Source organism: Desulfurispora sp. (assembly GCF_052744395.1).
In genome coordinates this window covers 1-23,876 of record NZ_JBRAJI010000043.1, presented here as the reverse complement: position 1 = coordinate 23,876, position 23,876 = coordinate 1, and the positions used below count along the sequence as shown (strand labels likewise).

Genomic DNA, 23,876 nt, shown 5'->3' with positions numbered 1-23,876 from the left:
TAACTGAAATTTAGGCAGAATTCCCAGAGCAATAGGTAACATTACCCAGATTATGTCTGAAAATGGTTATTGGTGAGATGGTATCACGGATCCAGGTATATAATAGCACAAAGCAAAAATATGATCAATATCTTAATCATAATGCTTAATATAGTAATCACATTATGTTACATTGCTACCAAGATATTGAACATAGCGGTCAATATAAGACAAATAATACTTATAGGGGAGGAACCGCCAATGCAAAGACAAATCGCCTTAACCCTAGCGCCCAGCCTGATGAAGGCCCGTCACCTGGAGCGGGAGGAAGCCCTCAAGCTAGCCTGGTAGGTAGCCCGGGCGGACAAGCTCAAGACCAGAGTACATGGCGTCAGCTTCGGCAATCGGCAGCGACTACTGCAGCGTCTGGCACAGTACAGTCCGGAGCTGGTACAAATCACTCTGGTACGGGAAAAGAACAACCTGACTGACAGCAATGCCATAGCTGTGGTGGCCACAGTGGTAGGTAAAGGCAGTGCGGTAATTGGCTACATACGGAAGACGTCAGCCCAGGTACTGACACCGGTACTGGACCTGCTGGGTGGCCGGCTGGAAGCCCACCTGGAGCGTATCACTTGCGCCAATACCTACTACGGCGCAATCATTAGCTTTAGCTTCAACCAAAACTGCAGGGAGCGGGCAGCCTAAAGCCCCGCTCCCCGGGTTCAATTAATAAATAACAGGAGGTAAAACAAAAAATGCCGCAAGCAGATTTAAAGGAAATGAAATGCAATAATGGACCCAGTGTGCTGGCCTGCTCCCACATGGTAGGTGGTGTGAGAGGTCGGGGGCTCACCGCACCCTCCTACTCGATTTTATAAGCCGTTTGGGGGCCAATTTGGCGACATACATTTATGGTGCCTTGATTGTCTTTGACCCTGGTGCCCGCATTTAATTTGCTGCTCGGGTGACATTTAGGCAAAGTGAAAATTAACAATTGATACAAGTAAATTATTGTTGGGATTGAGCCGCCTGACCGAAGTGAGAGCGAGATGCGTAAGCAGGCCGGGCTGCGGGCAAACTATGGCCTGAAAAATAACACAAGGGGGGAGCAAAATGGCCAAACCCGATAACCGTTCCGACAATATCCGGAAAATGCAGGAGATGATTGACAACACCATTGAAAACATGCATGAGGCCAGGGAGACGCTGGAGAACACCCGTCTGAACAGTGAGCAGCGGGCGGCCATAGAGGCCAAAAATCGGCGGCGGGAGGAAGCCATCCGCAGTTTCCGGGCTGAAATCAAGGACGAGTATCACGATCGATTCGGGGACTGATGTTGCTACAGTACCTGGCGGCGCAGGCTGGCAATGGTTTGTTCCAGCCGGCCGCCAGCCTTGAGCTGCTGCACGGCCTGCTCCACCTGCCGGCGCCGGGCGGGTTCCAGCCGGTCAGCCAGACGGCGGTACAGGCCCCATCTGCGGCCCAGCTGAAAATGCAGCCGTTCTTCCACTGGCAGTCTTAAATATGCTTCAATGGTGTCCAGCATTTGCTGTTTTTGGTCGGGAATCCGGCCGCCCAGCTCCTCCAGCAGGTTCATGCTGTGGTCGCTGGTCAGTGTGCTGCCTTCGCCACGCAGGCTTTCTATAAACAGGCGCAGTTCGTGAACAATCTCGTCCTCACTCATTTCTAGAAATTCTCCCCGGGTGACCATCCCGGCCAGCGGAGTACCGGGTAATATGGTGAGAGTACGCAAGCGAATAAAGTGCGGGTTGGCCTCGCTGAGTACCCGGGCCGACTCCCGGGCGTGCTCCTGGCTGTGTTCTTTGCCGCCCAGTCCGGGCATCATATAGAAGGATACTTCCAGCCCGGCCCGGCGGGCTTTCCGTCCCGCTTCAATCAACTGTGCCGCCGTGGTGCCCTTGTTGATCAGTCGCAATACTGTGTCGCTACCCGATTCCATGCCTACATGCAGGCGGTTTAGGCCGGCACCGGCCAGTTCCTGCAGTTCGCTGATGGTTTTGCGGGCCAGGGTGGAGGCACGGGCGTAGCTGGTGATGCGCTGCACACCGGGCAGGCGCCTTTTGATGTGCTGCAGTATTTGCACCAGCTCCGCGGTGGGCAGGAGCAGCGAGTTGGCGTCCTGGAGAAAGACAGTGCTGCCCCCGTGGGCCAGCCAGTTGGCCACCAGCCAGTGGCATTCACCGCCCTGTTGGTAAAGATGAGCGAGAAGTTGCTGGTCTACTCGCCCGCCCAGTCCCAGGCGGAAAGAAAGCTGCATGATTTCCTCACGCAATGCCGCCGCATTGTCAATGTCTCGCAATATTTCCGGCAGGGCGCGGCGGGAGAACTGCTGTCCCCGGTAGGTGATACAAAAGGCGCAGCGGTTCCAGGGGCAGTTGCGGGTCAGGCGCAGCAGCAGGCTGCCGGCCTCGCTGGGCGGGCGAATGGGGCCGGTTTCAAAGGTTAAAGCCAGCATGTTCATCATCCCCCTGAATATATTCCAAGGGCTGGTACCAGGGAACAAACCGGTTGATGTTATTATAACTCAACAAGATTGCCAGGCAAAACAAAACTCCCTGTTATCAGGGAGGTGGAAGCACATTTCAGGAGTTGACTATGGCCTGATTATTCAGCTGTTCATTTAATTTCTGGGCTTTTTCAGCCATTTGTTCAGCCTGGGAATGTAGTTCTTCCAGCACCTGGTTCTGGTCGGCCAGGCTGGCCACCAGTTGCTGGTTGCCGCCGCTGAGCGTGTCGATAGAGGCAAAGACGCCTTGGAGGCGGCGGAGCATTTCCTGTATTCCTCCTGTGACCGCCATAATTCTTTCCACCGAACTGGTAACCATGGCTACCCCTTCCGCTGCTGCTGCCTTTCCTGTGGTCATACCCTGATTTAAAAGATCAATTTCTGCCATCACTTCCTGGATTAATGCTTTGATTTTCTTGCCGGCATCGGCGGAGGATATAGCCAGCTTTTGTATTTCGGCGGCCACTACGGTGAAGCCGCGACCTGCTTCGCCGGCCCGGGCGGCTTCGATGGCTGCATTGAGGGCCAGTAAATTGGTTTGGGCAGCAATTTCGGTTACAGTGTTGACAATCCCCGCTATACTGTGAGAATGTCCGGCCAGCTTTTCTACAGTCTGTGATAGTCTGTTCATCTGATCGGCAATTTGCTGAACCTGGTTGATGCTGGTATGTAGTTCGCTGTGGCTTTGTTCGGTTTCCGCAGCCAGCCGGGAGGTCTGCTGGCTTAAGGTGTGCGTGTCAGCATTGAGCTGCTGACTGGCACCTGACAGCTCCTGGGCGGCAGCGTTGAGCTGTCGCAGATTGGCCGCCAGGTTGCCGGTGCTCATGGCCAGTTGGCTGCTGCTGTCCTGAAAATCAGCGGCGGCAATGGTAATACTACCCATCAGCCGGGCGATATGCTGGCTCATGTTGTTAAAACTGGCGGACAGCAGAGCAAATTCGTCATTTGTGTTAATGGTGACGCAGGCCCCCAGTTCCCCCCGGGCGATGTTGTCAAGACAATTCACCAGCTGGGTGAGCGGGCGAAGAAAGTAGGCTTGCAGTAAAAAGATCAGGGAAACAGTAATGATCAAGGAAAGCAGGACGATAACCCCGGTGCTGGTGGCAGTGCTGTTAAAAGCCCTGGTGATAAAATCGCGGCTCTGAACCAGCTTGATATACCCCAGGGGCTGATTATGGAAATCGTGCAGGGGAATTAACAGAGCGATGTATTGCTGACCAGCGGTACGAACAATCTGCTGCTGGTTGGCGTGAAAAAGGCTTTCCAGAAGCTTGGGGTCAATGTTAAACCGGTCCTCATTTTGTGTTCCGGCCAGCAGCAGCTTGTTCCGGGCATTGTCCTGCCAGGCAATATCGCTGCTGGCACGCCGATAGATGAATAACTGGCCCCCGGTCACATGTTGCCATTTGTTCAACATTTGTTCATCCAGGCGCAGTCCGTACTCTACACTGCCAGTATGCTTCCCCTGGTAAAACATGGGCATGACCACCCGAAAACCATAACCACCCCGCCCCTCTTCCAGGGCGGCTACCGTCTGGAGGGATTTATTACAGGCTACAACTGTAGGGCGGATAGTGCTCAGATCGTCGCCATATTTATCCGGCATGTGCAGGCGAAGAAATGCTATGGCTGGCGCCAGGTGAAACTGAAACTGGTCCACACCGGCTTTCCGGGCTTCCTTAAAGATGGGTGCGGTAAGCTCATACAGCCTGCTCCTGTCCCGCCGGGCAAAGGCTTCCTGAATATCCGGGTTCTGGGCTATGCCCTGTAGAGCCAGTGTGGCCGATGCATAGACCTGTTCAATGTCCTTTTGGATGACCTGGGCGGTCATGAGCAGCTGTTTCTCTTCCAGAGTGTTAATAATTTGCCGCAGCCTGTACATGCCGTTGGCCACTATTACGGTCATGCTCAGAAAGACTACCAGCGTTATGGGGATAGCCAGTTTAGTGCGTACGGAAACATGGCGCTGTCGGGTGTACCTGGATAGCATGTTCTTCAACCGCCTTGTGTTAAAGTGAATTATTTGTGGAATATTTCCTCAATAGTTAGCATAACACATCTTTAACACAAGGAATTGTCGTATGATAGACAGTTAAAATGTCGTCGAGACGACAAATGTTAGGTGCGCGACTCCCTCTCTCCCAGGAACCTGGCCCAATCGCCGTCCAGGATGACCACACCGTTTTTCTTCAGCCAGTCGGCACGGGACGGAGGCCAAAGGTACATATGGGCCTTGATGTTTTCACCGGTTTCCAGCAAACGAACATCCCGGATTTCCCGAATTAAATGGCTCTGGCTTTCCACCCCGGTGTATTTTTGGATTTCGTCAATTTCGGGCAGGATCAGCGGCATGTGTTCACTGCGGAAAACCACGCCCTTGATGGTGCCATCTCCCTCCAGTACCACCGGATAGTCGTCTTGAGGCAGGTAATAAAGTACGCCGCGGGCCCGGGCCGGAAACACCCGGGGCTGGTAGGCGGCAATGAAACGGTGGTAGTTGGCCAGGCCAGGCAGCAGGGTGCCGTAAACAAAAAGGTTGTTCAGGTACACAAAATATCTCTCCCTTGAGCATCCCGGGGGATGGGGTTTGGATGTAATTATTTCACATTTTGCCAGTGTTGAAAAGGTGTCCGATCAAGTAAATTTAAAGCTAAATTAATCGCTGCTTAAGGTTTTTTTAAGGGAGTACACCTATAATACAGATAATACCTCCTTCACATAAATACCCCTTCTCATCTTCCCTTTAAGGCTTGTACAAGCCTTATTTTTTTGTCTTTACGGGCATGCGGCGGGGTTTGGTTTGCCCGGTGCGCCTGATTGCTGTTCCCGGTCAAATCGGGTAAATTATTAACAGAATGATTGGGGGAGGTCGGATAATGGCGGTGGGTGCCCTGGAATTGGATTTGCATATTTACAACTCCCGCTCTTTGAAGGATAAGCGCCGGGTGATCAAGGGCCTGCTGGAAAGGCTCTATCAGCGCTATCGTGTAGCGGTGGCCGAAGTGGACCGGCAGGACAGCTGGCAGAGCGCCAGGCTGGCCGTTGCTGCGGTGGCGGGTGAGTACGGTCACGTGGATCAGGTGCTGGAGGCGGTACTGCAGCACATCCGGAGCTGCCCGGATGTAGAAATTCGGCATATGGAGAGAAATTATATCTGAACCGGTTGCCCGACCAGTCGGGCGGAGCAACCCGGCCGGTCAGGCTGAGGCACATTCCTGGCTATCCTGTGGCGGCTTGCTGTCGGAACCTTTCAGCTCACAGAGCAGCATACCGGTCAGGATCAGGGCGCAGCCAGCCAGTTTGCGCACGGTAAATTGTTCACCGTTTACCAGGTAAGCCGTCAGGGCGGCGAAAACCGGTTCGGCGGTGAAGATAACCGCTGTGTGGACGGGCGAAGTAAACTTTTGCACTTTGTTCTGGATTAAAAAGGCCAGTGCCGTGCCCAGGACAGCCGTGACCAGCAGGGCCAGCCAGACCCGCGGGGTCAGAGTGGGCGGGGGTGTTTCCAGGATGCCTGCGCACAATGTGCTGAAGATGGCTACGGCCGCCAGTTGCAAGATCGTCAGCAGCTCGGGGTTGTAGAACCTGGTGTAGTGGGCCACCGCCAGGATGTGCAGGGCATACCCAATGGCGCAGAAAAAGGTCAGCACATCACCGTAATTAATGTCGAACCGGTCGCCCAGGGAAAGAAGGCCCAGTCCGGCTGCAGCCAGGAGTACCCCGGCAGCCAGGGGCAGGGGGGGTATTTTCCGCCGGTAAAGAGAAAGAATAACCGGTACGAAGACCACGCACAGTCCGGTGATAAATCCCGAATTGGCGGCGGTAGTGTATTTCAGGCCGATGGTCTGAAAGGCGTAGCCGCCGAACAGAACAGTGCCGGTGACCAGGCCGGCCACGGCATAAGATAAATCCAGCTGTTTGAGCTGCCGGCGGAACAGCAGGGCCAGCAGTATGCAGGCCAGGGTAAAGCGGATGGCCAGAAAATAGTATGGACCAATGTCGCTCAAAACGTTTTGTACAACTACAAAAGTGGTTCCCCAGACAAAAGTGACAAAGATCAGGGCCAGATCGGCCTTGATTTGCTGGCCGGAATGCATGGACAACACTCACTTTATAAAAAATACTCATTATACCGGGCGTTATACCGGCGGTAATATACAGGGCCCGCAACTCGGGCCGGCCGGAAGTTGACCAGGTATATTCTCTCATCCGCCAATTATTGCGTCAAGGCTTGTTTACACAAAATGTTTTGCTGTCGGTCCCGGATTTATTTTGCGCTGTGACCTCTACCGGGCAGGATTTTGTTTTTTGATGGCGAAAAAGTATGCGGTTAGTTTATATTTATTCATCAGTGTTTTTAAGGGGGTTAAGAAATGCAGAAAAAAGTAATGCTGTGGAAAGTGTGGGCGGCTGTGGCAGTGCTGGCTATGCTGCTGGTGGCCGGGTGCGGTGCTTCCGGTACGGCCGAAAAGAAAGATGCCGCCCAGGGCCAGGCGGAGCAAAAAGCGCCGCAGAAGATTGTGGTGGGTTCGGATACCACTTTTGCTCCCTTTGAGTTTCAGGATAGCAAGACTGGTCAGTATGTGGGCTTTGATGTGGACCTGATCCACGCCGTGGGCAAAGCGGCCAATCTGGAAGTTGAGTATAAGAGCATGGCTTTTGACGGGCTGATTGCCGCGCTGCAGGCCGGGCAGATCGATGCGGCCATTTCGGCCATGACCATTACGCCCGAGCGCCAAAAAGTGGTTAATTTCTCCGATCCTTACTACCAGTCCGGACTCAGCGTAGCTGTGCAGGCCAAAAATGACACGATTAAAGGCTTTGCTGATCTAAAGGGCAAGTCTATCGCCGTGCAGAGCGGTACGACCGGTGCGCTGAAGGCCAAGGAAGTGCCCGGAGCCAAGATCCGCTACTTCACTAACACCGACCAGGCTTTGCTGGAGCTGAAAAACGGCGGTGTGGACGCGGTGATCAACGACCACCCGGTTACAGCTTACTTTATCCAGCAGGGCAACCCGGATATCAAGATTGTAGGTGAGAAACTGACAGCGGAAAGCTACGGCATTGCCGTACCCAAGTCCAAACCCGAGCTGCTGGAAAAAATCAATGCCGGTTTGAAAGCCATCAAGGAAAGCGGCGAATACGCCCAGATTTACAAAAAATGGTTTGGCGAGGAGCCACCCAAGTAACGCGTATAAAATTTCATGCTTCCGAATATGCGTAGCACCTGGTGTGTTACGCATATTTGGTGTCTGGGGGAATGAGGTGTGCAGCTTTGGATGTAGTCTGGTCAGCCATGCCCCTTTTGCTCACCGGGGCCGGTTATACCATCCTGATTACCGTAATAGCGGTTTCGCTGGGCAGTGTTATTGGTCTGTTTCTGGGTCTGGGGCGGCTTTCCAAAAAAAGATTGGTCAGTTTTCTGTCGACCTGCTATGTTGATTTTTTCCGGGGCACCCCTCTGCTGGTGCAGATCTTTCTGGTGTATTTCGGTGGGCCGCAGGTGCTGACCATATTTCAGGACTTTCTGATGCAAAATTTTGGCATGCCCCAGATGATCAACACGCATATACCGCCTTTTGTAGCAGCGGTGATTTCCACCAGCCTGAACTCGGGTGCTTATGTGGCTGAAATCTTCCGGGCCGGCATCCAGTCCATCGAGCGGGGCCAGATGGAGGCGGCCCGCTCACTGGGCATGACCCACCGTCAGGCCATGCGCTATATTATCCTGCCCCAGGCTTTTAAGCGGATTATCCCGCCCATGGGCAACGAGTTCATCGCTATGCTCAAGGATACTTCGCTGCTCTCGGTGATCGGCTTTGAGGAACTGGCCCGGCGCGGTCAGCTGGTGGTTTCGGAAACCTACCGGGCCTTTGAAATCTGGATGACGGTAGCCTTCATTTACCTGATCATGACCCTGCTGATTTCCCGTCTGGTGGACTACCTGGAGAGGAGGCTGAAAACCGGTGATTGAAGTGAGGGATTTGCACAAGCGTTTCGGCCGCCTGCATGTATTAAAGGGTGTGAGCTGCCGGGTGGCAGCGCAGGAAGTGGTCTGTGTGATCGGCCCCTCCGGTTCCGGCAAGAGCACTTTTTTGCGCTGCATAAACCTGCTGGAGGAGCCCGATGCGGGAGAGGTATATATTGACGGGGTCAAGGTCAATGATTCCGCTACCGATATCAACAAGCTGCGGGCCGAAGTGGGGATGGTGTTTCAGCGCTTCAACCTGTTTCCACACAAGACCGTGCTGGACAACATCACTCTGGCTCCCTGCAAGGTGAAGGGTATACCGTATGAGCAGGCCCGGGAGATTGCCCTGTCGCTTTTGCAAAAAGTGGGCATCACCGACAAGGCGGAAGCCTATCCGGACCAGCTGTCGGGCGGGCAGCAGCAGCGGGTGGCCATTGCCCGGGCTCTGGCCATGCAGCCCAAAGTGATGCTCTTTGATGAGCCCACATCGGCCCTGGATCCGGAGATGGTGGGTGAAGTACTGGCGGTGATGAAGGACCTGGCCCGGGAGGGGATGACCATGGTGGTGGTGACCCACGAAATGGGATTTGCCCGCGAGGTGGGCGACCGGGTGGTGTTTATGGATGAAGGCCTCATTCTGGAAGAAAATACGCCGGAAAACATTTTTAGCAATCCCAGAAATGACCGGTTGAAGTCTTTTTTGAGCAAGATTCTTTAATATGATCGTGGAGGTGTGCTGTGAAAATACTGGACAGGGCGGCGGAAATCGGCCGCCTGCTGGCAGCCAGCCGGGAATATCAGGCCCTTTGCCGGGCGCGCGAAGAACTGCAGGGCGATGCGACCGCCCGGGAGCTGGTGCAGAACTTTCAAATGCTGCAGCAATCCTACGAACGCATGCACATGACGGGTTACCAGCTGACCGAGGAGCATGTAGCCCGGCTGAAAAAGGCGGAGGAGGATATGCTGGCCAACCCGGTCGTGCGCCGTTATTTTGATGCCCGTCAGGGGTTTAGTCATCTTTTTAACCAGGTGCTGACCCGCCTGCGCCAGCATATCGACTTGAGCTGAAAAGGCAGTGCTGAGAAAAGCCAGGGTAACAACCCTGGCTTTTCTCAGCACTGCCCGGCCCGGGAAGGGCCGTCTATTTCAATATGTTCTCCAGCAATTGCGAGAATTCCTCCAGTTTGCGCCTGGTGTCCGACCCCGGCCGCCCTGCCCTCTGCATGGCCCGCGTGAGGGCGCGGGTGACCATGCTGCGGGTGCTCTGACTGCTGGCGAATTTTTCTTTATACATATTGCTGTCCGCCTGGCGAAAAATCTCGCCCGGGGACATGCTGGCCGTATCGCCGGTGGCTGTACCCAAAGACAGGTGGACCGGCGTTTCTGGGCGGGTGGAGTTGTGGAGCTCAACCTGCTCCCGGATGCGGCAGCAGGCGGCCTGGGCGGCGTCGGCATCCGTATTGGGCAGCAGAATCACAAATTCGTCCCCGCCCAGGCGGCAGATGGTGTCATCACTGCGGAAGCATTTTTTGAGTATGGCTGCCGCTACCTGCAGCAGGTAATCGCCGGTTTTGTGCCCCATGGTGTCATTGACAAACTTGAGGCCGTCCAGGTCGCAGCAGATAATGCTGACCGGAGAATAGCGGGGTGAGGCCAGTTCCTGCATCTTTTCGTTGAAATAATGGCGGTTGAAGAGCCCGGTCAGGGTGTCCTTGATGCTCAGATCGCGCAGTTTTCTGGTAATGGCCTGTTTTTCCGTGATGTCGCGGATAATACCGCAAAAACCGGTGGGTTCGTCCTGCTCATTGCGCAGCAGGGAGATGGACACTTCAACGGTTTTGGATTCCCCATCCTTGGTGATCAAGTCCCAGGTGAAGCCTTTTTCATGCCGTCCAGTGCTGTAGACGCTGTTGAAAGCCCGGAAAACCTTGCGGCGGTTTTCTTCATCCACGATCAAGCTGTAACTTTCCCCAATCACTTCCTCCCGGTTGTAGCCCAGCATCCGGCACAGGGCGCTGTTGCAGAAGACAATCCGCCCCTTTAAATCGGTTTCGTAAAAACCATCCGCAATACTTTCCACCAGCAGCCGGTACTTCTCCTCCGACTGGCGCAGCGCCTTTTCCATGCGGTACCTTTCCGTGATGTCCAGCATGGAGCCCACACTCTGCCGGCTGCCGGGGATGATGCTGATGCTGTAAAAAATGTTTCTGTAACTGCCGTCCTTGCAGCGCAGGCGAAACTCATAGTGGTTGGGCACCTTTTGCCCGGGCGTGCGGCGGGCTGCATGCAGGGCCTGCATCCAGGGCAGGTCGGCCGGGTGGACGAACTCGTCCCACTTGCGGCCCAGCAGTTCATCGGGCTGGAAGCCGCACAGTCTGGACACTTCCGGGTTGACCATGCTGATGGTGTGGTCTTCTTCTATCAAAATTACGGCCATGCCGGTGTAGTCCAGAATGGTGCGGTAAAGGTTTTCCGAAAACTGCAGCTCTTCCTGCAGCTTTTGCTGTTTCAGGATCTGTTGATTCAGGGCGAGCAGGGCCTGGCGATATTTTTCCTGCAGTGTCTTTACAGTGGTAATATTCTGCAGGACGACCAGCAGGCCGGGCAGGGGAGGTGTGCCCGGCAGGCTCAGATGGGTCCGGCAGCGGACGGTTACCGTCTTCTGCCGGGCGGTGGTCAGGGTTATCTCGGCAGGCAGGTGTGCCGGACTGGTGGTCAGAGAGGCGAAGGGGCAGACCGCGCAGTTGGCACAATGCTGCGGGAACGCTTCGTGGCAGGAGGGTTGGCCGGGATGGAAAAGGCCCGCAAGTCGCTGCATACTGGAATTCATATAGACGATTCTTCCATTTCGGTCACACACCAGCACGGCGTCACTGATGTAATCCAGCAGTGCGGACATAAACCAGGGTGCGGCCAATTGCTCCACCTCACCTGTCACGGGACTCGGTTTTTCTGGCCCCATCTGGCCGGAAAAATCTTAATAATCATAATATTATTATTCAATGTGGCCTATAAAATTTCCTGCCGGTTCCTGAAACAGGAATGGTTAATTTTAGAAATTAAATGGCTTGCAGATAATCTCCTTGATTTTGCTGTCAAAAATCTGACTGGCATGGGCCGGTCGAATGACGGCGGCCGTATCGGCCCCGCTGCCCGTTCCGGCAATGGCCACCACATCCACTCCATAAGGGATCAGGCCGGCATCCAGAGCCATGACCGATATTTCCAGACAAACTTTTAGTCCCTGGCCCAGCATGCGCAGCGTCTGGGCCATGATTTCCGCCGGGTAGACCCCGCCGAACTTGTTGCGCACCCCCCGGTCCACCCCGGCCAGCAAATGGGTGGTGGTTAATACGGGGATTCCCTTTTCCTGCAGCTGGCGGCGCATTTCCGGGCTCATTTCATCCACGCCGGCTCCGCCAAATCCCACATGGTGGCTGACGCAGACCACCTGCAGTCCGGATTTGCTGCAGCGCAGGGCCGTCTCGCCGCTGCAGGAGGCCACCACCAGGTGGGTAATTCCCAGCACCTGTGCCTTTTTTACGGCCAGCTCGATTGTTTGTTCAGTGTTGAGCGGACCTTTTTGAGCAAAATACATTGGTTTCCTCCTCCCTGTGGATTTTTGGAATTTATTCTAACACTGCCAGGCAGTTTGTACCAGTACCGGCAGTTGTTTTGGCGCGCTCAAAAAGGGAAAAATAATTGTTGACATATGCGTGATACATAACTAAAATATAAATGAGAATACGTTCATAAAGAGGAGGAGCAGCAGTGAAAATAGCCATGCCCTACGAAAACGGGCAGCTTAACCAGCACTTTGGTCGTAGCAGAGAGTTCATCATTATTGAGGTGCAAGACGGTAATATAGCTAACCGGAAAATCATTTCGGCGGCCAACCTGCAGCACAATCACGAAGGGCTGGCCGGTCTGCTGGCCCGGGAGAATGTGGATGTAGTAGTCTTGGGCGGGATTGGCCCCATGGCACTGCAGGCACTGCAGGCGCTGGGGCTCAAGACGATTACCGGGCAACAGGGCAACGTGGAGGAGCTGGCCCTGGCCTGTGCCCGGGGGGAACTGGCGTCACGGCAGGTGAGCTGCGGGCATGAACATCACCACCATCATCATCACCACGGTGACTGCACACACTCGCACGGCCACGGCTGCGGGCACCATCACTGAGCAAGTTGCCAAAAACATTTTCGTACAGCTGTGCTGCCGTCACGTTCGTCCGGCTTCGGGCATACCCCGGAGCCGTTACCGGTTGGTTGGCAGCACCAGGGGCGTTCCGGCAATCAAGGTTCCGGAACGCTTTTTTATTATCTAAACCAGGCCAGAGTAAGGGCCAGCAGGCTTAAGGCCAGGCTCAGCCCCAGCATTTTTCCGGGGCCGGTTTGCTCCTTCAGCCAGAGCCAATCCAGCCCGGACAGCTGGTCGGGTTGGCGGGCGGCGGAAACCGCCAGCCAGATCAGAGAGGTTACCGCCAGAAGAGTAGCCGCAAGCAGCAGGATAACCGCCAGCAGAAGCATGCCGGATCATCTCCTATCATGAGAAAAAATGACCGCATTTGCAAAAAATATGCTTACCCAAAATAGCGGGGCAATGTTAAAATGAATGACATGCACAAACTTTTATGTTTGATCAACAGTCAGGAGTGTGGTGTTGTTGTTAGCGCTGGACAAATTATACCCGCAACTCAGCTATGCTGAAAAGCACGGACTGTTTGCCGAACTGCAGCAAACTTACGATCGCTTTCCGCCCACGTTGTGCCGGCAGTGTGCCCGGTGCTGCACTGTACCCCCGCCGGCCTATGTTATTGAATACCTGTACATGTTCAACTATCTGCGCCAGAACCTGACGCATCTGCTGCCCGATCTGGTGGAACGGGCGGTTAAATATTTCTATCTAGAACTGCTGGACATCAATGTGGTTTGCCCATTTGTCGATCCCCAAAGCAAGCTGTGTCTGGTCTATCCAGTCAGGCCGCTGACCTGCCGGGCCTACGGGTTGACCAGGGTGCGGGCGGGTGATGACGAAAGGGAAAAGGAATTGGCCCGGCTGGCCGGGCATTACCGGGAAAAGCACGGCATTGAAATACCGCCGGAAGTGCTGGGTTTTCGTTTGCCGGAATGCAAGCAGGTGAAGGTGCTGGGTGGTGAGAAAATAACCCCGGAATTGCAGGCCGTGTTGCTGGCCGAGGTGGCCTCGCTGGAGAGCAGGTTGTTTGGCCTGGACTACTCGCTGGTGGAGAGTGGTACCACTTTCGAGCCCCTGGCCCGTCATCTGGCGTTGACCGTACTGCCGCGCGGAGCAGTGGAGCGGCGCATCAAAGTGATGAAAGAATATCTGGCCGGTGGGGGAGACAGCGCTACCCTGCGTGAAATCATGGGCAAGGCCCGGCAGTTCAGTCTGTAATGGGTGCCGAGCAGTTTATTTTTAGCCTTGAAATGTTGATAGGTGCTTGTCAATGGGACAAATCCGTGATATATTTTTGTCATCGAAGAATAATATTTAGCCTGTGAACAGCAGAATATTGCGGGCGAACTGCCGGGAAAGCACTTTCCCGGTCAGCTCGCCAGGCAGTGGAAAACAGATAAAGCACCCGTTGGGTGCAAAGGGAAAGTGATAAGTGGAACTATCACAAATATGGGCAATAGCTACCCTGCACCTGTGTTTTGCACGGCGCACAGCTTTTAAACCTTACTAGCAGGAAGTTGCCGTTCAGATGTCGAATATAGCAGGGACTGTGCTTTGTAGCAGGTGTTGTCCGTAGCGGCTATAGTATGGTCATGCTGGTTGTACTTATTATAAAATGCTTGTCTTCAGGGGAATAGCAAATAGGCGACATTTTTCGACACAATGCTTTCCCTTGGGTGGGGTTGGGATGCTTAAGATACTCTGGTGGAATGAGTTGACCGGCCTGACCGCCCGCGGTAATGCATCTGTTAAAGAAAGAATATTGTAATTAGCCTAAAATTTAACACAGGCAAAATGAATCCGACATGGTTTTTGACCGGTCTGAATTTGCGGGGCCGGTTGATAATTAAATTGTTTCTAGCTGCGGAGAATAGGGTGGAAAAACAAAAAAGAGGAGGCCTGTTCAATGTCCAAGCTGGTACCCCCGCATGGTGGTAAACTGACTCCTGTTCTGGTACCCGAAGAGCAGCGTGCCGAATACCTGGCCAAAGCCAAAACCCTGCCGGTTATTCGCATGACCTCTCGAGAAACCTCCGACCTGCTCATGATCGGTATGGGTGCTTTCAGCCCGCTGACCGGTTTTATGGGCAAAGAAGACTATGAAAGCGTGGTCAACACCAAACACCTGGCCAACGGTCTGGCCTGGCCCATTCCCATCACCCTGTCGGTTACCAAAGAGCAGGCGGCTGACCTGAAAGAAGGCATGGAAGTTGCCCTGGTAGACGATGAGACGGATACATACGTCGGTATCCTCACCGTCGGAGATAAATACGAGTATGACAAAACCAAGGAATGCAAGGAAGTATTCTTTACCGACGATCAGGAACACCCCGGCGTGCAAAAGGTTATGGCCCAGGGCGATGTAAACGTAGGTGGCCAGGTAGTTACCTTCAGCCAGATGGGTTATGCCAGCAAGTATGGTGCCTATTATGCCACTCCGGCCCAAACCCGGGCTCTGTTTGACGAAAAAGGCTGGGCTACTGTAGCCGCCTTCCAGACCCGCAACCCCCTGCACCGCTCCCACGAGTTTCTTTGCAAAATCGGCAACGAGATCTGCGATGGCCTGCTCATTCACCCCATCGTGGGCAAACTGAAGCCCGGTGACATCCCGGCCGAAGTGCGCCTCAAGTGCTACGAAATTCTGCTCAACAACTACTTCAACAAGAACACCGCGGTAATGCGCGTTTATCCCATGGAAATGCGCTATGCCGGTCCCAGTGAAGGCATTCTGCACGCCATTTTCCGGCAAAACTTTGGCTGCAGCCACATCCTGATCGGCCGCGACCATGCCGGCGTGGGCAGCTATTACACCCCCTATCAGGCCCAGGAACTGTTCGATCAGTTCAAGCCGGGCGAGATTCTCTGTCAGCCCATTAAGGTTACCTCTGCCTTCTACTGCAACAAGTGCGAGAGCATGACCACCGAAAAGACCTGCCCGCACAGTGCAGAAGACAGACTGAATATCAGTGGCACCAAGCTGCGGGCCATGCTGGCCGCCGGTGAAATGCCTCCGGCTAACTTCAGCCGTCCCGAAGTGCTCAAGGTACTCATGGAGTACTACCAGAGCCTGAACAAGTAATCTCCCGTTTTACCGCTTAAAGCAATGCGATTTGCTGCGCAGCCTGGCTGCGCAGCAAACCTGCCATATAAGTTTTCGCTCTCATAACCCCGGGACATCCCGTAGTGCGGGAGGTGATGCTCCAGAAAAGGTACAGTAAAGCTGGTTGGTTGGCAGACTGATTGATTTTACTGACTGAAGCTGGGCAGGGCCCGGCAGGGCCCAGATGAGGTTATGAGCAGCAGAGCAAATTTTATCCGGCGACTGCCGGTGCGGTTGCCGGTGAGCAAGTTTGGCCCCGCTGGGGTCGAAAATTCAAAACAAAGGGAACAGGAGGTTAAATAATGCCGACTTTTGTAATGGTGGAAAAATGCGACGGCTGCAAAGGGCAGGACAAAACTGCCTGCATGTACGCCTGCCCCAACGACCTGATGGTGTTGGACAAAGAAAGAATGAAAGCCTACAACCGTGACCCCTGGGCGTGTTGGGAGTGCCTGTGCTGCGCCAAGGCCTGCCCGCAGCAAGCCATGGATCTGCGCGGTTATGCCGACTTCGTTCCCATGGGCGCCAGCTGCACCCCGCTGCGCGGTTCCGACAGCATCATGTGGACCATCAAGTTCCGCAACGGCATGGTCAAGCGCTTCAAGTTCCCCATCCGCACCACTGAAGAAGGTACAGCCGAACCGAGCGGCGGCTTTGAATACGCCGGCGATATCAATGACCAGACCCTGTTCACCGAACCCGCTTCTCTGGGCACAGAAGTTTGGACCCTGAAGAAGTAAGGGCATGGATTTTTAGAAGAATTTAACAGAGGAGGTCAAATATAAATGCCGATGAACTTTGAAACTGTAGAAGTAACCACTGATCTTTTGATCGTGGGCGGCGGCATGGCTGCTTGCGGCGCGGCTGTGGAAGCTGCATACTGGGGCAAGAAGTACAACCTGAAGGTTACTCTAGTGGACAAGGCTTCCATGGTTCGTTCCGGCGCCGTGGGTATGGGTCTGTCCGCTATCAACCAGTATATCGGCCTGGCCAAAGGCAAAAACACTGTGGAAGACTACATCCGCTACGTCAGAAACGACCTGATGGGCGTTGCCCGTGACGACCTCGTGGCCAACATCGCCCGTCACGTGGACAGCACCGTGCACCTGTTTGAAAAATGGGGTCTGCCCATCTGGAAAGATGAAAACGGCGAGTATGTGAACGAAGGCCGCTGGCAGATCATGATCCACGGTGAATCCTACAAGGTGATCGTGGCCGAAGCTGCCAAGAACGCTCTGGGCATGGACAATATTTACGAGCGCGTCTTTGTGATCGAGCCGCTGCTGGACGGCGATCGCATTGCCGGCGCTGTGGGCTTCAGCGTGCGCGAGAACAAGTTCTATGTATTCAAGGCCAAAGCCGTTCTGGCCGCCATGGGCGGTTGCGTGGGCGTATTCAAGCCGCGTTCCACCGGTGAAGGTCTGGGCCGTTCCTGGTACCCGCCGTTCAGCACTGGTTCTTCCACCTACTTCACCATTCGCGCCGGTGCCGAAATGACCTGTCAGGAAGTCCGCTTCATCCCGGTTCGCTTCAAGGATGCCTATGGTCCGGTTGGCGCCTGGTTCCTGCTCTTCAAATCCCGCGCCACCAACGCGTTTGGCGAAGAGTACATGGTTACCCGCCGCGATGAGCTGGCCAACTGGGGCAAGTATGGCGCTGTGAAGCCCATCCCGGCCAACCTGCGTAACTATCTGGGCATGCTGGATGTCTTTGAAGGCAAAGGCCCCCTGTTCATGAGAACCGAAGAAGCCATTGCCAACCTGGCCAAGAAATACGAAGATGATGAGAAGGCCTTCAAGAAGAAAATGAAAGAACTGGAAGCCGAAGCCTGGGAAGACTTCCTCGACATGACCATTTCACAGGCTCTGCTGTGGGCTGCCACCAACGTTGAGCCCGAGAAGAAGCCTTCCGAAATCGCCGCCGCCGAGCCTTATTTCATCGGCTCGCACTCCGGTGCTTCCGGCGCCTGGGTATCCGGTCCGGAAGATCTGGCTCCCGCTGAGTACTTCTGGGGCTATGCCAACATGACCACGGTCAAGGGTCTGTTTGCCGCCGGTGACGCTTCCGGTGCTTCCAGCCACAAGTTCTCCTCCGGTTCCCACGCTGAAGGCCGGATTGCCGCCAAGGCTGCCATCAAGTTCATCCTGGAAAACAACACCCAGCCCAATGTGGACATGGCCAAGGTGGAAGAGCTGAAGGCTCGCACCTACAAGCCGCTGGAGCTGTTCGAGCAGCATAAAGACTTCACCACCGATCCCGAAGTCAACCCGAACTACATCCTGCCGCGGATGTACATGTTCCGCCTGCAGAAGATCATGGACGAGTACATGGGTGGCGTGTCGGCCAACTTCACCACCAACCAGGCCATGATCGACCGGGCCAAGGAACTGCTGGGCTATCTGAAGGAAGACTCCGAAAAACTGGCTGCCCGCAACCTGCACGAACTGATGAGAGTATGGGAAAACATCCACCGTACCTGGCAGGCCGAAGCCCACATCCTGGCTGTGGACTTCCGCAAAGAAACCCGGTGGCCCGGTTACTACTTCCGTTCCGACTATCCGAAACTGGACGAAGAAAACTGGCTCTGCTTCGTCAACCTGAAGTGGGATCCCAACACCGGCGAATGGTCGGTATTCAAGAAGCCCATTATCACCCTGATCGACTAATCAGCTGACAATATATCATTAAGACAGCAGGAACTGGTAGCTTGTGCGGTGTCGCAGCCCGCCGCTGCGACACCGCGTACCATCCAGGATCTGCTCGTAGACTTCTCAGCAGCTTTGACGATTTATAATTCCAGGCGTCCTGCAACAACAGTGCGCCTGGCGTTTTTTTCCAGGCAATAAATTTTCAATTGCAGGAAGCTATGCCATTTTGATATAAGGAGATATAGATATGGGAAATTCTAGCATTTTAGTCGTCGGCGGGGGCATCAGCGGCCTGACAGCGGCTATTGAAGCGGCCGAAGTGGGCTATGATGTTTTCCTCGTGGAAAAAAACCCCTATCTGGGCGGCAAAGTGGCACAAATCAACCAGTATTTCCCCAAGCTCTGTCCTCCCAACTGTGGCCTGGAGATCAACTTCAAGCGCATTCGGAGTAACCCCCGCATCAAGTTTTTCACGCTAGCCGAAGTGGAAAGCATCACCGGGCAGGAAGGGGAGTTTACTGTCACGGTCAAACTGAACCCGCGCTACATCAATGAAAAATGCACGGGTTGCGGCAAGTGTGTAGAGGTTTGTCCGGCGGAGAGAAGCAACTCTTTCAACTATGATCTGGACAAAACCAAAGCCGTGTACCTGCCGCACGAATTTGCTTTCCCCTTCAAGTATGTCATCGATGGAGCCGCCTGCCAGGGGGCGTCCTGTGGCAAGTGTGCTGAAGTCTGCCCGGTAAAAGCTGTGGAGCTGGATATGCAGCCCAAAACCATGACCCTGCAGGTGGGTTCCATAGTCTGGGCCACCGGCTGGCAACCCTATGATGCCAGCAAGCTGGCCTATTACGGTTTTGGACGCTATCCCAATGTGATCACCAATGTGATGCTGGAACGCCTGGCGGCGGTAAATGGTCCTACCAAAGGGAAAATTGTCCGGCCTTCCGACGGCAAGGAGATCACCAGCATCGCTTTTGTACAGTGCGCCGGCTCGCGGGATGAAAACCACCTCAAGTGCTGCTCCACGGTCTGCTGCATGGCCACACTGAAGCAGGCCCTGTATGTACGTGAACAGTACCCGAATGCCAGGATTACCATTTACTATATTGATATTCGCTCTCGGGGCAAACACGAAGACTTCTATACCAAAGTTAAGGAAACGGCCAATGTTACCTTTATTAAGGGCAAAGCCGGTGAAATATTGGAAGACCAGGCCACCGGCAATCTGGTGGTCATTGCGGAAGACCAGCTGTCCCAGCAGCTGACCAAAGAAACCTACGACCTGGTTGTGCTGGCTACCGGTATGCAACCCGCTACCGCAGCCGGGCCGATCCCGGCCGAGGCCGGTTATGACGAGGATGGTTTTGTAGCGAGTGCTCTGCCGGGCATCTATGCGGCCGGCTGTGCGAGCGGGCCGATGGATGTGGCGGCCTGTGTTCAGGATGCTACCGCAGCGGCACTTAAGGCGATTCAATCGGTGAGGGGGCAGAAAAATGGCTAAGAAGGTTGGCGTATATATTTGTAAAGGCTGTGGCATCGGCGAGGCTCTGGATGTGGACGCCCTGGCCAAAGTTGCCTCCAAGGAATACAAAGTACCGGTTGTCAAGACCTGCGACGTGCTCTGCGCTCCCGAAGGTATTGAACTGATTAAACAGGACCTGGCCGGGGAAGGCGTTAACCTGGTGGTTATTGCCGGCTGTTCGGCGCGGGTGAACTATGACCACTTCGACTTCGGCCCGGAAATTCTGGTGGAGCGGGTTAATCTGCGCGAGCAGGTGATCTGGACCCAGCCGCCCGATGATGAAGATACCCAGATGATGGCCGAGGACTACCTGCGCATGACCCTGGCCAAGACCAAGAACCTGGAACTGCCGGAACCCTTTATTGGGGAAAACCTGAGCAAATCCATCCTGGTGGTGGGTGGCGGTCTGGCCGGTATGACCGCGGCTCTGGAGGCTGCTGCCGCCGGACATCAGGTTGTGCTGGTGGAAAAGGAGAACGCTTTGGGCGGCTGGCTGAACCGGGTGTACAAAATTGCGCCGCTGGCAGCTCCGTTTACCGAGTTACAGGATCCCGACGTACAGGCTAGAGTGCAGGCTATTAACGACAACCCGCGGATCAAGGTTTATACCGGTGCCACCATTGCCTCTACCGCTGGTGCCCCCGGCATGTTTGATGTAACCATCAATACGTCCGGCGGTGCGGTGACCGAGCGGGTGGGGGCGATCATCCTGGCCACCGGGGCCAAACCCTACGATCCGGAAAAGCTGGGCCATCTGGGTTATGGCCAGTTCGCCGATGTGGTCACTCAGGCCCAGCTGGAAGATCTGGTCAAAACCGCAGGCAGAGTTGTACGTCCTTCCAGCCAGGAGGAGGCGGCCAAGGTAGCCTTTATTCAGTGCGCCGGTTCGCGCGATCCCGAGCATCTGTCGTACTGCTCGGCGGCCTGCTGCGTGGAGTCCATCAAGCAGGCCCTGTATGTGAAGGAGCAAAACCCCGAGGCGGCGGTATATGTCTTTTATAAAGATATCCGCTCCTCCGGCCAGTACGAGCATTTCTACAAACAGGCCCAGATGCGGGGCGTGGTGTTCGTCAAGGCCGATGTGGAATCCATTGAGGAAGGCGAAGGCGGCAAGCTGGCTATCAGCGCCCAGGATTTGATGATGGGTGCCCCCACACTGCTGGACGAGGTGGATGTGGTGGTGCTGGCCAACGGTATGGTGCCTTCCACACTGGTGGACGAAAACCTGCCCCCCGAGGAGCAGACCCGTATCCTGAACCTGCAATACCGGCAGGGACCGGAACTGCCCACCCTCAAGTACGGGTTCCCGGATTCCCACTTTATCTGCTTCCCGTATGAAACACGCCGCACTGGCATCTATGCGGCGGGCAGTGTGCGCCGTCCCATGGACATGCTGCAAGCAGTGGAGGATGCCACCGGAGCGGCCCTGAAAGCTATTCAGTGTGTGGAAATGACAGCGCGCGGTATGGCGGTGCATCCGCGTTCGGGCGACCTGTCCTTCCCCGAATTCATGATGACCCGCTGCACCCAGTGCAAGCGCTGCACCGAAGAATGTCCCTTCGGGGCCATTAACGAAGATGAGAAAGCCAACCCGCTGCCCAACCCGACCCGTTGCCGCCGTTGCGGTACCTGCATGGGTGCCTGTCCGGAGCGGATTATTTCCTTCAAGAACTACTCCGTGCCCATGATCGGCAATATGGTCAAGGCCATCGAGGTACCGGAAGAGGATGAGGAAAAGCCGCGCGTGCTGATTTTTGCCTGCGAAAACGACGCCATTCCGGCGCTGGATATGGCCGGCATCAACCGCCTGAACTACAGCAAATGGGTGCGCATTATACCGGTGCGCTGCCTGGGCTCCCTCAACCTGGTCTGGGTCAACGATGCCATGTCCAAGGGTATTGACGGTGTGCTGCTGCTGGGCTGCAAGCACGGCGATGACTACCAGTGCCACTTTATGAAAGGTTCCGAACTGGCCGGCATCCGCCTCTCCAAGGTTTCCGAGACGCTGGACCGTTTGGGACTGGAATCCGAGCGCGTACAGATGGAAGAAGTCAGTATCATGGATTATGACAAAATCCCTGGGATCATTGAAAAGTTCATCGAAAAGATTGAGGAATTTGGTCCCAACCCGATGAAAGGTTTCTAGATAGCGGACAGATATAAAGGAGGCCGGGGCGCGCCCGACGCGACCCCGGCAATAGAGAAAATGGCCGAATATAATGTACTGCGGGGATAAGTGCATTGGCTGACTAAAAGGGGTAGAATTTGGCGGGGCGGCTTTTTCGAGGCCGTCTCGCATTCTTTGCTCCAATAATGAACAGGTGTAGTTATCTTGCTTTTTCCCCGGACAAAAATTTTTTTGGCCAAAGGAGATTTTGAGATGGCAGATAACCATGTTTCCTCTGCGCCCGTAAAATATGATCAGGGTTTTGCCCGGGAATTTTTCAGTACGGAAAACGGTCGGCTGGCGCAAAAATGCATGCAGTGCGGCATGTGTGCCGTTTCCTGCGCCACCAGGGACCTGATGGACCATTCGCCGCGCCGCCTGTTCAACCTGGTGCGTGCCGGCAAGAAGGATGAAGTCCTGGGTTCCAACACTATGTGGATGTGTACCTCCTGCTGCACCTGCAAGGTGCGCTGTCCGCGCGGTATCCCTCTGGTGGACGTAATGCACGACCTGAAAAACATGGCTATTGCCCATAATTATGTTTCCTATCCCCAGGCGGCTTTCTACCAGGCCTTCTGGCAGGAGGTACTGAGCCGCGGCCGGGCTTTCGAGGGAGGCGTTATGGCGCGCTATTACCTCAAGCGCGGCTGGGGTGAGATTAAGAAGGCCTTTGAGATGAAGGATTTGGGAATGAACATGCTCAAGCACGGCCGCCTGCCCATGGTGCCGCCGCGCAAGATCAAGGGCCTGAAGGAACTGCAGCAGATCATTGAAAAAGCCCAGGCCCTGCAGCGGAAGGAGGCCAAATGATGAAATACAGTCTGTATCCCGGCTGCTCCATGGAAGGGACCGCCGTGCCCTATTTGAAATCCATTGAGGTGGTAGCCGAGGCACTGGGTATGCACCTGGAGGAAATTCCCGACTGGAACTGCTGTGGCGCGACCATTGCCTCGGGCGTGGTGGGAGATTTCACCCAGCAGGTGGTGGCGGCCCGCAATCTAGCTCTGGCCGAGCCCAAAGGCTACGATGTGCTGGTGGGCTGCAGTTCCTGCTACTTCAGCCTGGCTCTCACCAACCGGCGCTTTCAGACCGATGACCATTTCCGGCAAATGGCCAACGAGGCTCTGGCTGCCGGCGGCCTGCGCTACAACGGTACACTGCGGGTACGTCAGATTCTGGAAGTGATGATCAACGACATTGGTCTGGATAAAATTGCCGCTCGAGTAAAAAGACCGTTGACCGGGCTAAAAGTGGCCGGCTATGTAGGCTGCCAGACAGTGCGGGCGGTGCCCTGGGAATTTGACGATCCGGAAAACCCGGTGTTTATGGATAAACTGATTGAGGCGCTGGGGGCCACTCCGGTGCCCTTCCCCATGAAAGCCAAATGCTGCGGCAGTTCCCAGGCTCTGACTGCCACCGATATTGTGCTGGCCGCCGGAAATGATATACTGCAGTGTGCGCTGGACAACGGAGCTCAAATACTGATTACACCCTGCCCGATGTGCCAGCTCAACCTGGACGCTTATCAGGGCATGGTCAACCAGCAGTTTGGCAAAAACTTTAATTTGCCGGTGCTCTTCTTCACCCAGCTTATGGCCATTGCCTTTGACCTGCCGCCGGCCGCCTGGGCGCTGAAAAATATGATTGTTTCTCCTTACGAAGCTCTGGCTCCCTTTGGCATTAACAGATAAATTCCCAAGAACTAGTCTGTAGATCGTAAAATAGAATTGACCCCCGCTAGTCAAGTAAAACTGACCCACC

23 protein-coding genes are annotated in these 23,876 nt (G+C 54.8%); 16 read left to right on the top strand and 7 right to left on the bottom strand.

Annotated elements, in window-relative coordinates:
• Positions 1 to 396 precede the first annotated feature (396 nt).
• Together ACUVTU_RS10985 and tlp are read left to right on the top strand one after the other, a co-directional pair.
• Complete coding sequence (locus ACUVTU_RS10985) at positions 397 to 687, top strand: HIRAN domain-containing protein (RefSeq protein ID WP_445890009.1); 291 nt, start codon at positions 397 to 399, stop codon at positions 685 to 687.
• Positions 688 to 1,095: 408 nt separating this feature from the next.
• On the top strand, positions 1,096 to 1,317 hold the full coding sequence (tlp, locus tag ACUVTU_RS10980; RefSeq protein ID WP_445890008.1) for a small acid-soluble spore protein Tlp: 222 nt from the start codon (positions 1,096 to 1,098) through the stop codon (positions 1,315 to 1,317).
• A gap of 5 nt (positions 1,318 to 1,322) precedes the next feature.
• On the opposite strand, the gene ACUVTU_RS10975 is transcribed toward tlp, so the two are convergent.
• The 3 genes from ACUVTU_RS10975 to ACUVTU_RS10965 all read right to left on the bottom strand — a co-directional run bounded on the left by ACUVTU_RS10975 (position 1,323) and on the right by ACUVTU_RS10965 (position 5,060).
• Complete coding sequence (locus tag ACUVTU_RS10975) at positions 1,323 to 2,459, bottom strand: radical SAM protein (RefSeq protein WP_445890007.1); 1,137 nt, start codon at positions 2,457 to 2,459, stop codon at positions 1,323 to 1,325.
• Positions 2,460 to 2,586: 127 nt separating this feature from the next.
• On the bottom strand, positions 2,587 to 4,500 hold the full coding sequence (locus tag ACUVTU_RS10970) for a methyl-accepting chemotaxis protein (protein WP_445890006.1): 1,914 nt from the start codon (positions 4,498 to 4,500) through the stop codon (positions 2,587 to 2,589).
• 128 nt (positions 4,501 to 4,628) lie between these two features.
• Positions 4,629 to 5,060, bottom strand: coding sequence for a gamma-glutamylcyclotransferase family protein (locus ACUVTU_RS10965; RefSeq protein ID WP_445890005.1), 432 nt, complete (start codon positions 5,058 to 5,060; stop codon positions 4,629 to 4,631).
• A gap of 326 nt (positions 5,061 to 5,386) precedes the next feature.
• Here ACUVTU_RS10965 and ACUVTU_RS10960 point away from each other — a divergent pair, with 326 nt between their 5' ends.
• Positions 5,387 to 5,668: a DUF503 domain-containing protein gene (locus ACUVTU_RS10960; RefSeq protein ID WP_445890004.1), complete on the top strand. Its 282-nt coding sequence runs from the start codon at positions 5,387 to 5,389 to the stop codon at positions 5,666 to 5,668.
• 39 nt (positions 5,669 to 5,707) lie between these two features.
• On the opposite strand, the gene ACUVTU_RS10955 is transcribed toward ACUVTU_RS10960, so the two are convergent.
• Positions 5,708 to 6,607: a DMT family transporter gene (locus ACUVTU_RS10955; protein WP_445890003.1), complete on the bottom strand. Its 900-nt coding sequence runs from the start codon at positions 6,605 to 6,607 to the stop codon at positions 5,708 to 5,710.
• Between the two features lie 276 nt (positions 6,608 to 6,883).
• Here ACUVTU_RS10955 and ACUVTU_RS10950 point away from each other — a divergent pair, with 276 nt between their 5' ends.
• From ACUVTU_RS10950 to ACUVTU_RS10935, 4 genes are all read left to right on the top strand, one after another.
• Entirely contained in the window at positions 6,884 to 7,699 is an 816-nt protein-coding gene (locus ACUVTU_RS10950) for a basic amino acid ABC transporter substrate-binding protein (protein ID WP_445890002.1), read from the top strand.
• Positions 7,700 to 7,770: 71 nt separating this feature from the next.
• Complete coding sequence (locus ACUVTU_RS10945) at positions 7,771 to 8,484, top strand: amino acid ABC transporter permease (RefSeq protein ID WP_445890001.1); 714 nt, start codon at positions 7,771 to 7,773, stop codon at positions 8,482 to 8,484.
• Positions 8,477 to 9,199, top strand: a complete 723-nt coding sequence (locus ACUVTU_RS10940; RefSeq protein ID WP_445890000.1) for an amino acid ABC transporter ATP-binding protein — start codon at positions 8,477 to 8,479, stop codon at positions 9,197 to 9,199. The genes ACUVTU_RS10945 and ACUVTU_RS10940 overlap by 8 nt, the downstream gene beginning before the upstream one ends.
• Positions 9,200 to 9,219: 20 nt before the next feature.
• Positions 9,220 to 9,549 carry a YlbF family regulator gene (locus ACUVTU_RS10935; protein WP_445889999.1) on the top strand — a complete coding sequence of 110 codons (330 nt, stop codon included), beginning with the start codon at positions 9,220 to 9,222 and terminating at the stop codon, positions 9,547 to 9,549.
• Positions 9,550 to 9,622: 73 nt separating this feature from the next.
• Here ACUVTU_RS10935 and ACUVTU_RS10930 read toward each other — a convergent pair whose 3' ends face one another.
• A complete protein-coding gene (locus ACUVTU_RS10930; RefSeq protein WP_445889998.1) occupies positions 9,623 to 11,398 on the bottom strand; it encodes a sensor domain-containing diguanylate cyclase in 1,776 nt (591 codons plus the stop codon).
• A gap of 135 nt (positions 11,399 to 11,533) precedes the next feature.
• On the bottom strand, positions 11,534 to 12,079 hold the full coding sequence (locus ACUVTU_RS10925) for a pyruvate kinase alpha/beta domain-containing protein (protein WP_445889997.1): 546 nt from the start codon (positions 12,077 to 12,079) through the stop codon (positions 11,534 to 11,536).
• A gap of 173 nt (positions 12,080 to 12,252) precedes the next feature.
• Here ACUVTU_RS10925 and ACUVTU_RS10920 point away from each other — a divergent pair, with 173 nt between their 5' ends.
• Positions 12,253 to 12,660 carry a NifB/NifX family molybdenum-iron cluster-binding protein gene (locus ACUVTU_RS10920; protein ID WP_445889996.1) on the top strand — a complete coding sequence of 136 codons (408 nt, stop codon included), beginning with the start codon at positions 12,253 to 12,255 and terminating at the stop codon, positions 12,658 to 12,660.
• 137 nt (positions 12,661 to 12,797) lie between these two features.
• On the opposite strand, the gene ACUVTU_RS10915 is transcribed toward ACUVTU_RS10920, so the two are convergent.
• Complete coding sequence (locus ACUVTU_RS10915) at positions 12,798 to 13,007, bottom strand: hypothetical protein (RefSeq protein WP_445889995.1); 210 nt, start codon at positions 13,005 to 13,007, stop codon at positions 12,798 to 12,800.
• 133 nt (positions 13,008 to 13,140) lie between these two features.
• Here ACUVTU_RS10915 and ACUVTU_RS10910 point away from each other — a divergent pair, with 133 nt between their 5' ends.
• From ACUVTU_RS10910 to ACUVTU_RS10875, 8 genes are all read left to right on the top strand, one after another.
• The gene (locus ACUVTU_RS10910) at positions 13,141 to 13,893 is read left to right on the top strand and encodes a YkgJ family cysteine cluster protein (protein ID WP_445889994.1); all 753 of its coding nucleotides are present in this window, start codon (positions 13,141 to 13,143) and stop codon (positions 13,891 to 13,893) included.
• 688 nt (positions 13,894 to 14,581) lie between these two features.
• Positions 14,582 to 15,754 (top strand): sulfate adenylyltransferase, encoded by a 1,173-nt coding sequence (sat, locus tag ACUVTU_RS10905; RefSeq protein ID WP_445889993.1) that lies wholly within the window; start codon positions 14,582 to 14,584, stop codon positions 15,752 to 15,754.
• Positions 15,755 to 16,077: 323 nt separating this feature from the next.
• On the top strand, positions 16,078 to 16,515 hold the full coding sequence (gene aprB, locus ACUVTU_RS10900; protein ID WP_445889992.1) for an adenylyl-sulfate reductase subunit beta: 438 nt from the start codon (positions 16,078 to 16,080) through the stop codon (positions 16,513 to 16,515).
• Positions 16,516 to 16,560: 45 nt separating this feature from the next.
• A complete protein-coding gene (gene aprA, locus ACUVTU_RS10895; protein ID WP_445889991.1) occupies positions 16,561 to 18,441 on the top strand; it encodes an adenylyl-sulfate reductase subunit alpha in 1,881 nt (626 codons plus the stop codon).
• Between the two features lie 229 nt (positions 18,442 to 18,670).
• On the top strand, positions 18,671 to 19,927 hold the full coding sequence (locus ACUVTU_RS10890; RefSeq protein ID WP_445889990.1) for an FAD-dependent oxidoreductase: 1,257 nt from the start codon (positions 18,671 to 18,673) through the stop codon (positions 19,925 to 19,927).
• The gene (locus ACUVTU_RS10885; protein ID WP_445889989.1) at positions 19,920 to 22,094 is read left to right on the top strand and encodes an FAD-dependent oxidoreductase; all 2,175 of its coding nucleotides are present in this window, start codon (positions 19,920 to 19,922) and stop codon (positions 22,092 to 22,094) included. The genes ACUVTU_RS10890 and ACUVTU_RS10885 overlap by 8 nt, the downstream gene beginning before the upstream one ends.
• 234 nt (positions 22,095 to 22,328) lie before the next feature.
• Positions 22,329 to 22,925, top strand: coding sequence for a 4Fe-4S dicluster domain-containing protein (locus ACUVTU_RS10880; RefSeq protein WP_445889988.1), 597 nt, complete (start codon positions 22,329 to 22,331; stop codon positions 22,923 to 22,925).
• Positions 22,925 to 23,806, top strand: a complete 882-nt coding sequence (locus ACUVTU_RS10875) for a CoB--CoM heterodisulfide reductase iron-sulfur subunit B family protein (RefSeq protein WP_445889987.1) — start codon at positions 22,925 to 22,927, stop codon at positions 23,804 to 23,806. The genes ACUVTU_RS10880 and ACUVTU_RS10875 overlap by 1 nt, the downstream gene beginning before the upstream one ends.
• Positions 23,807 to 23,876: the final 70 nt, after the last annotated feature.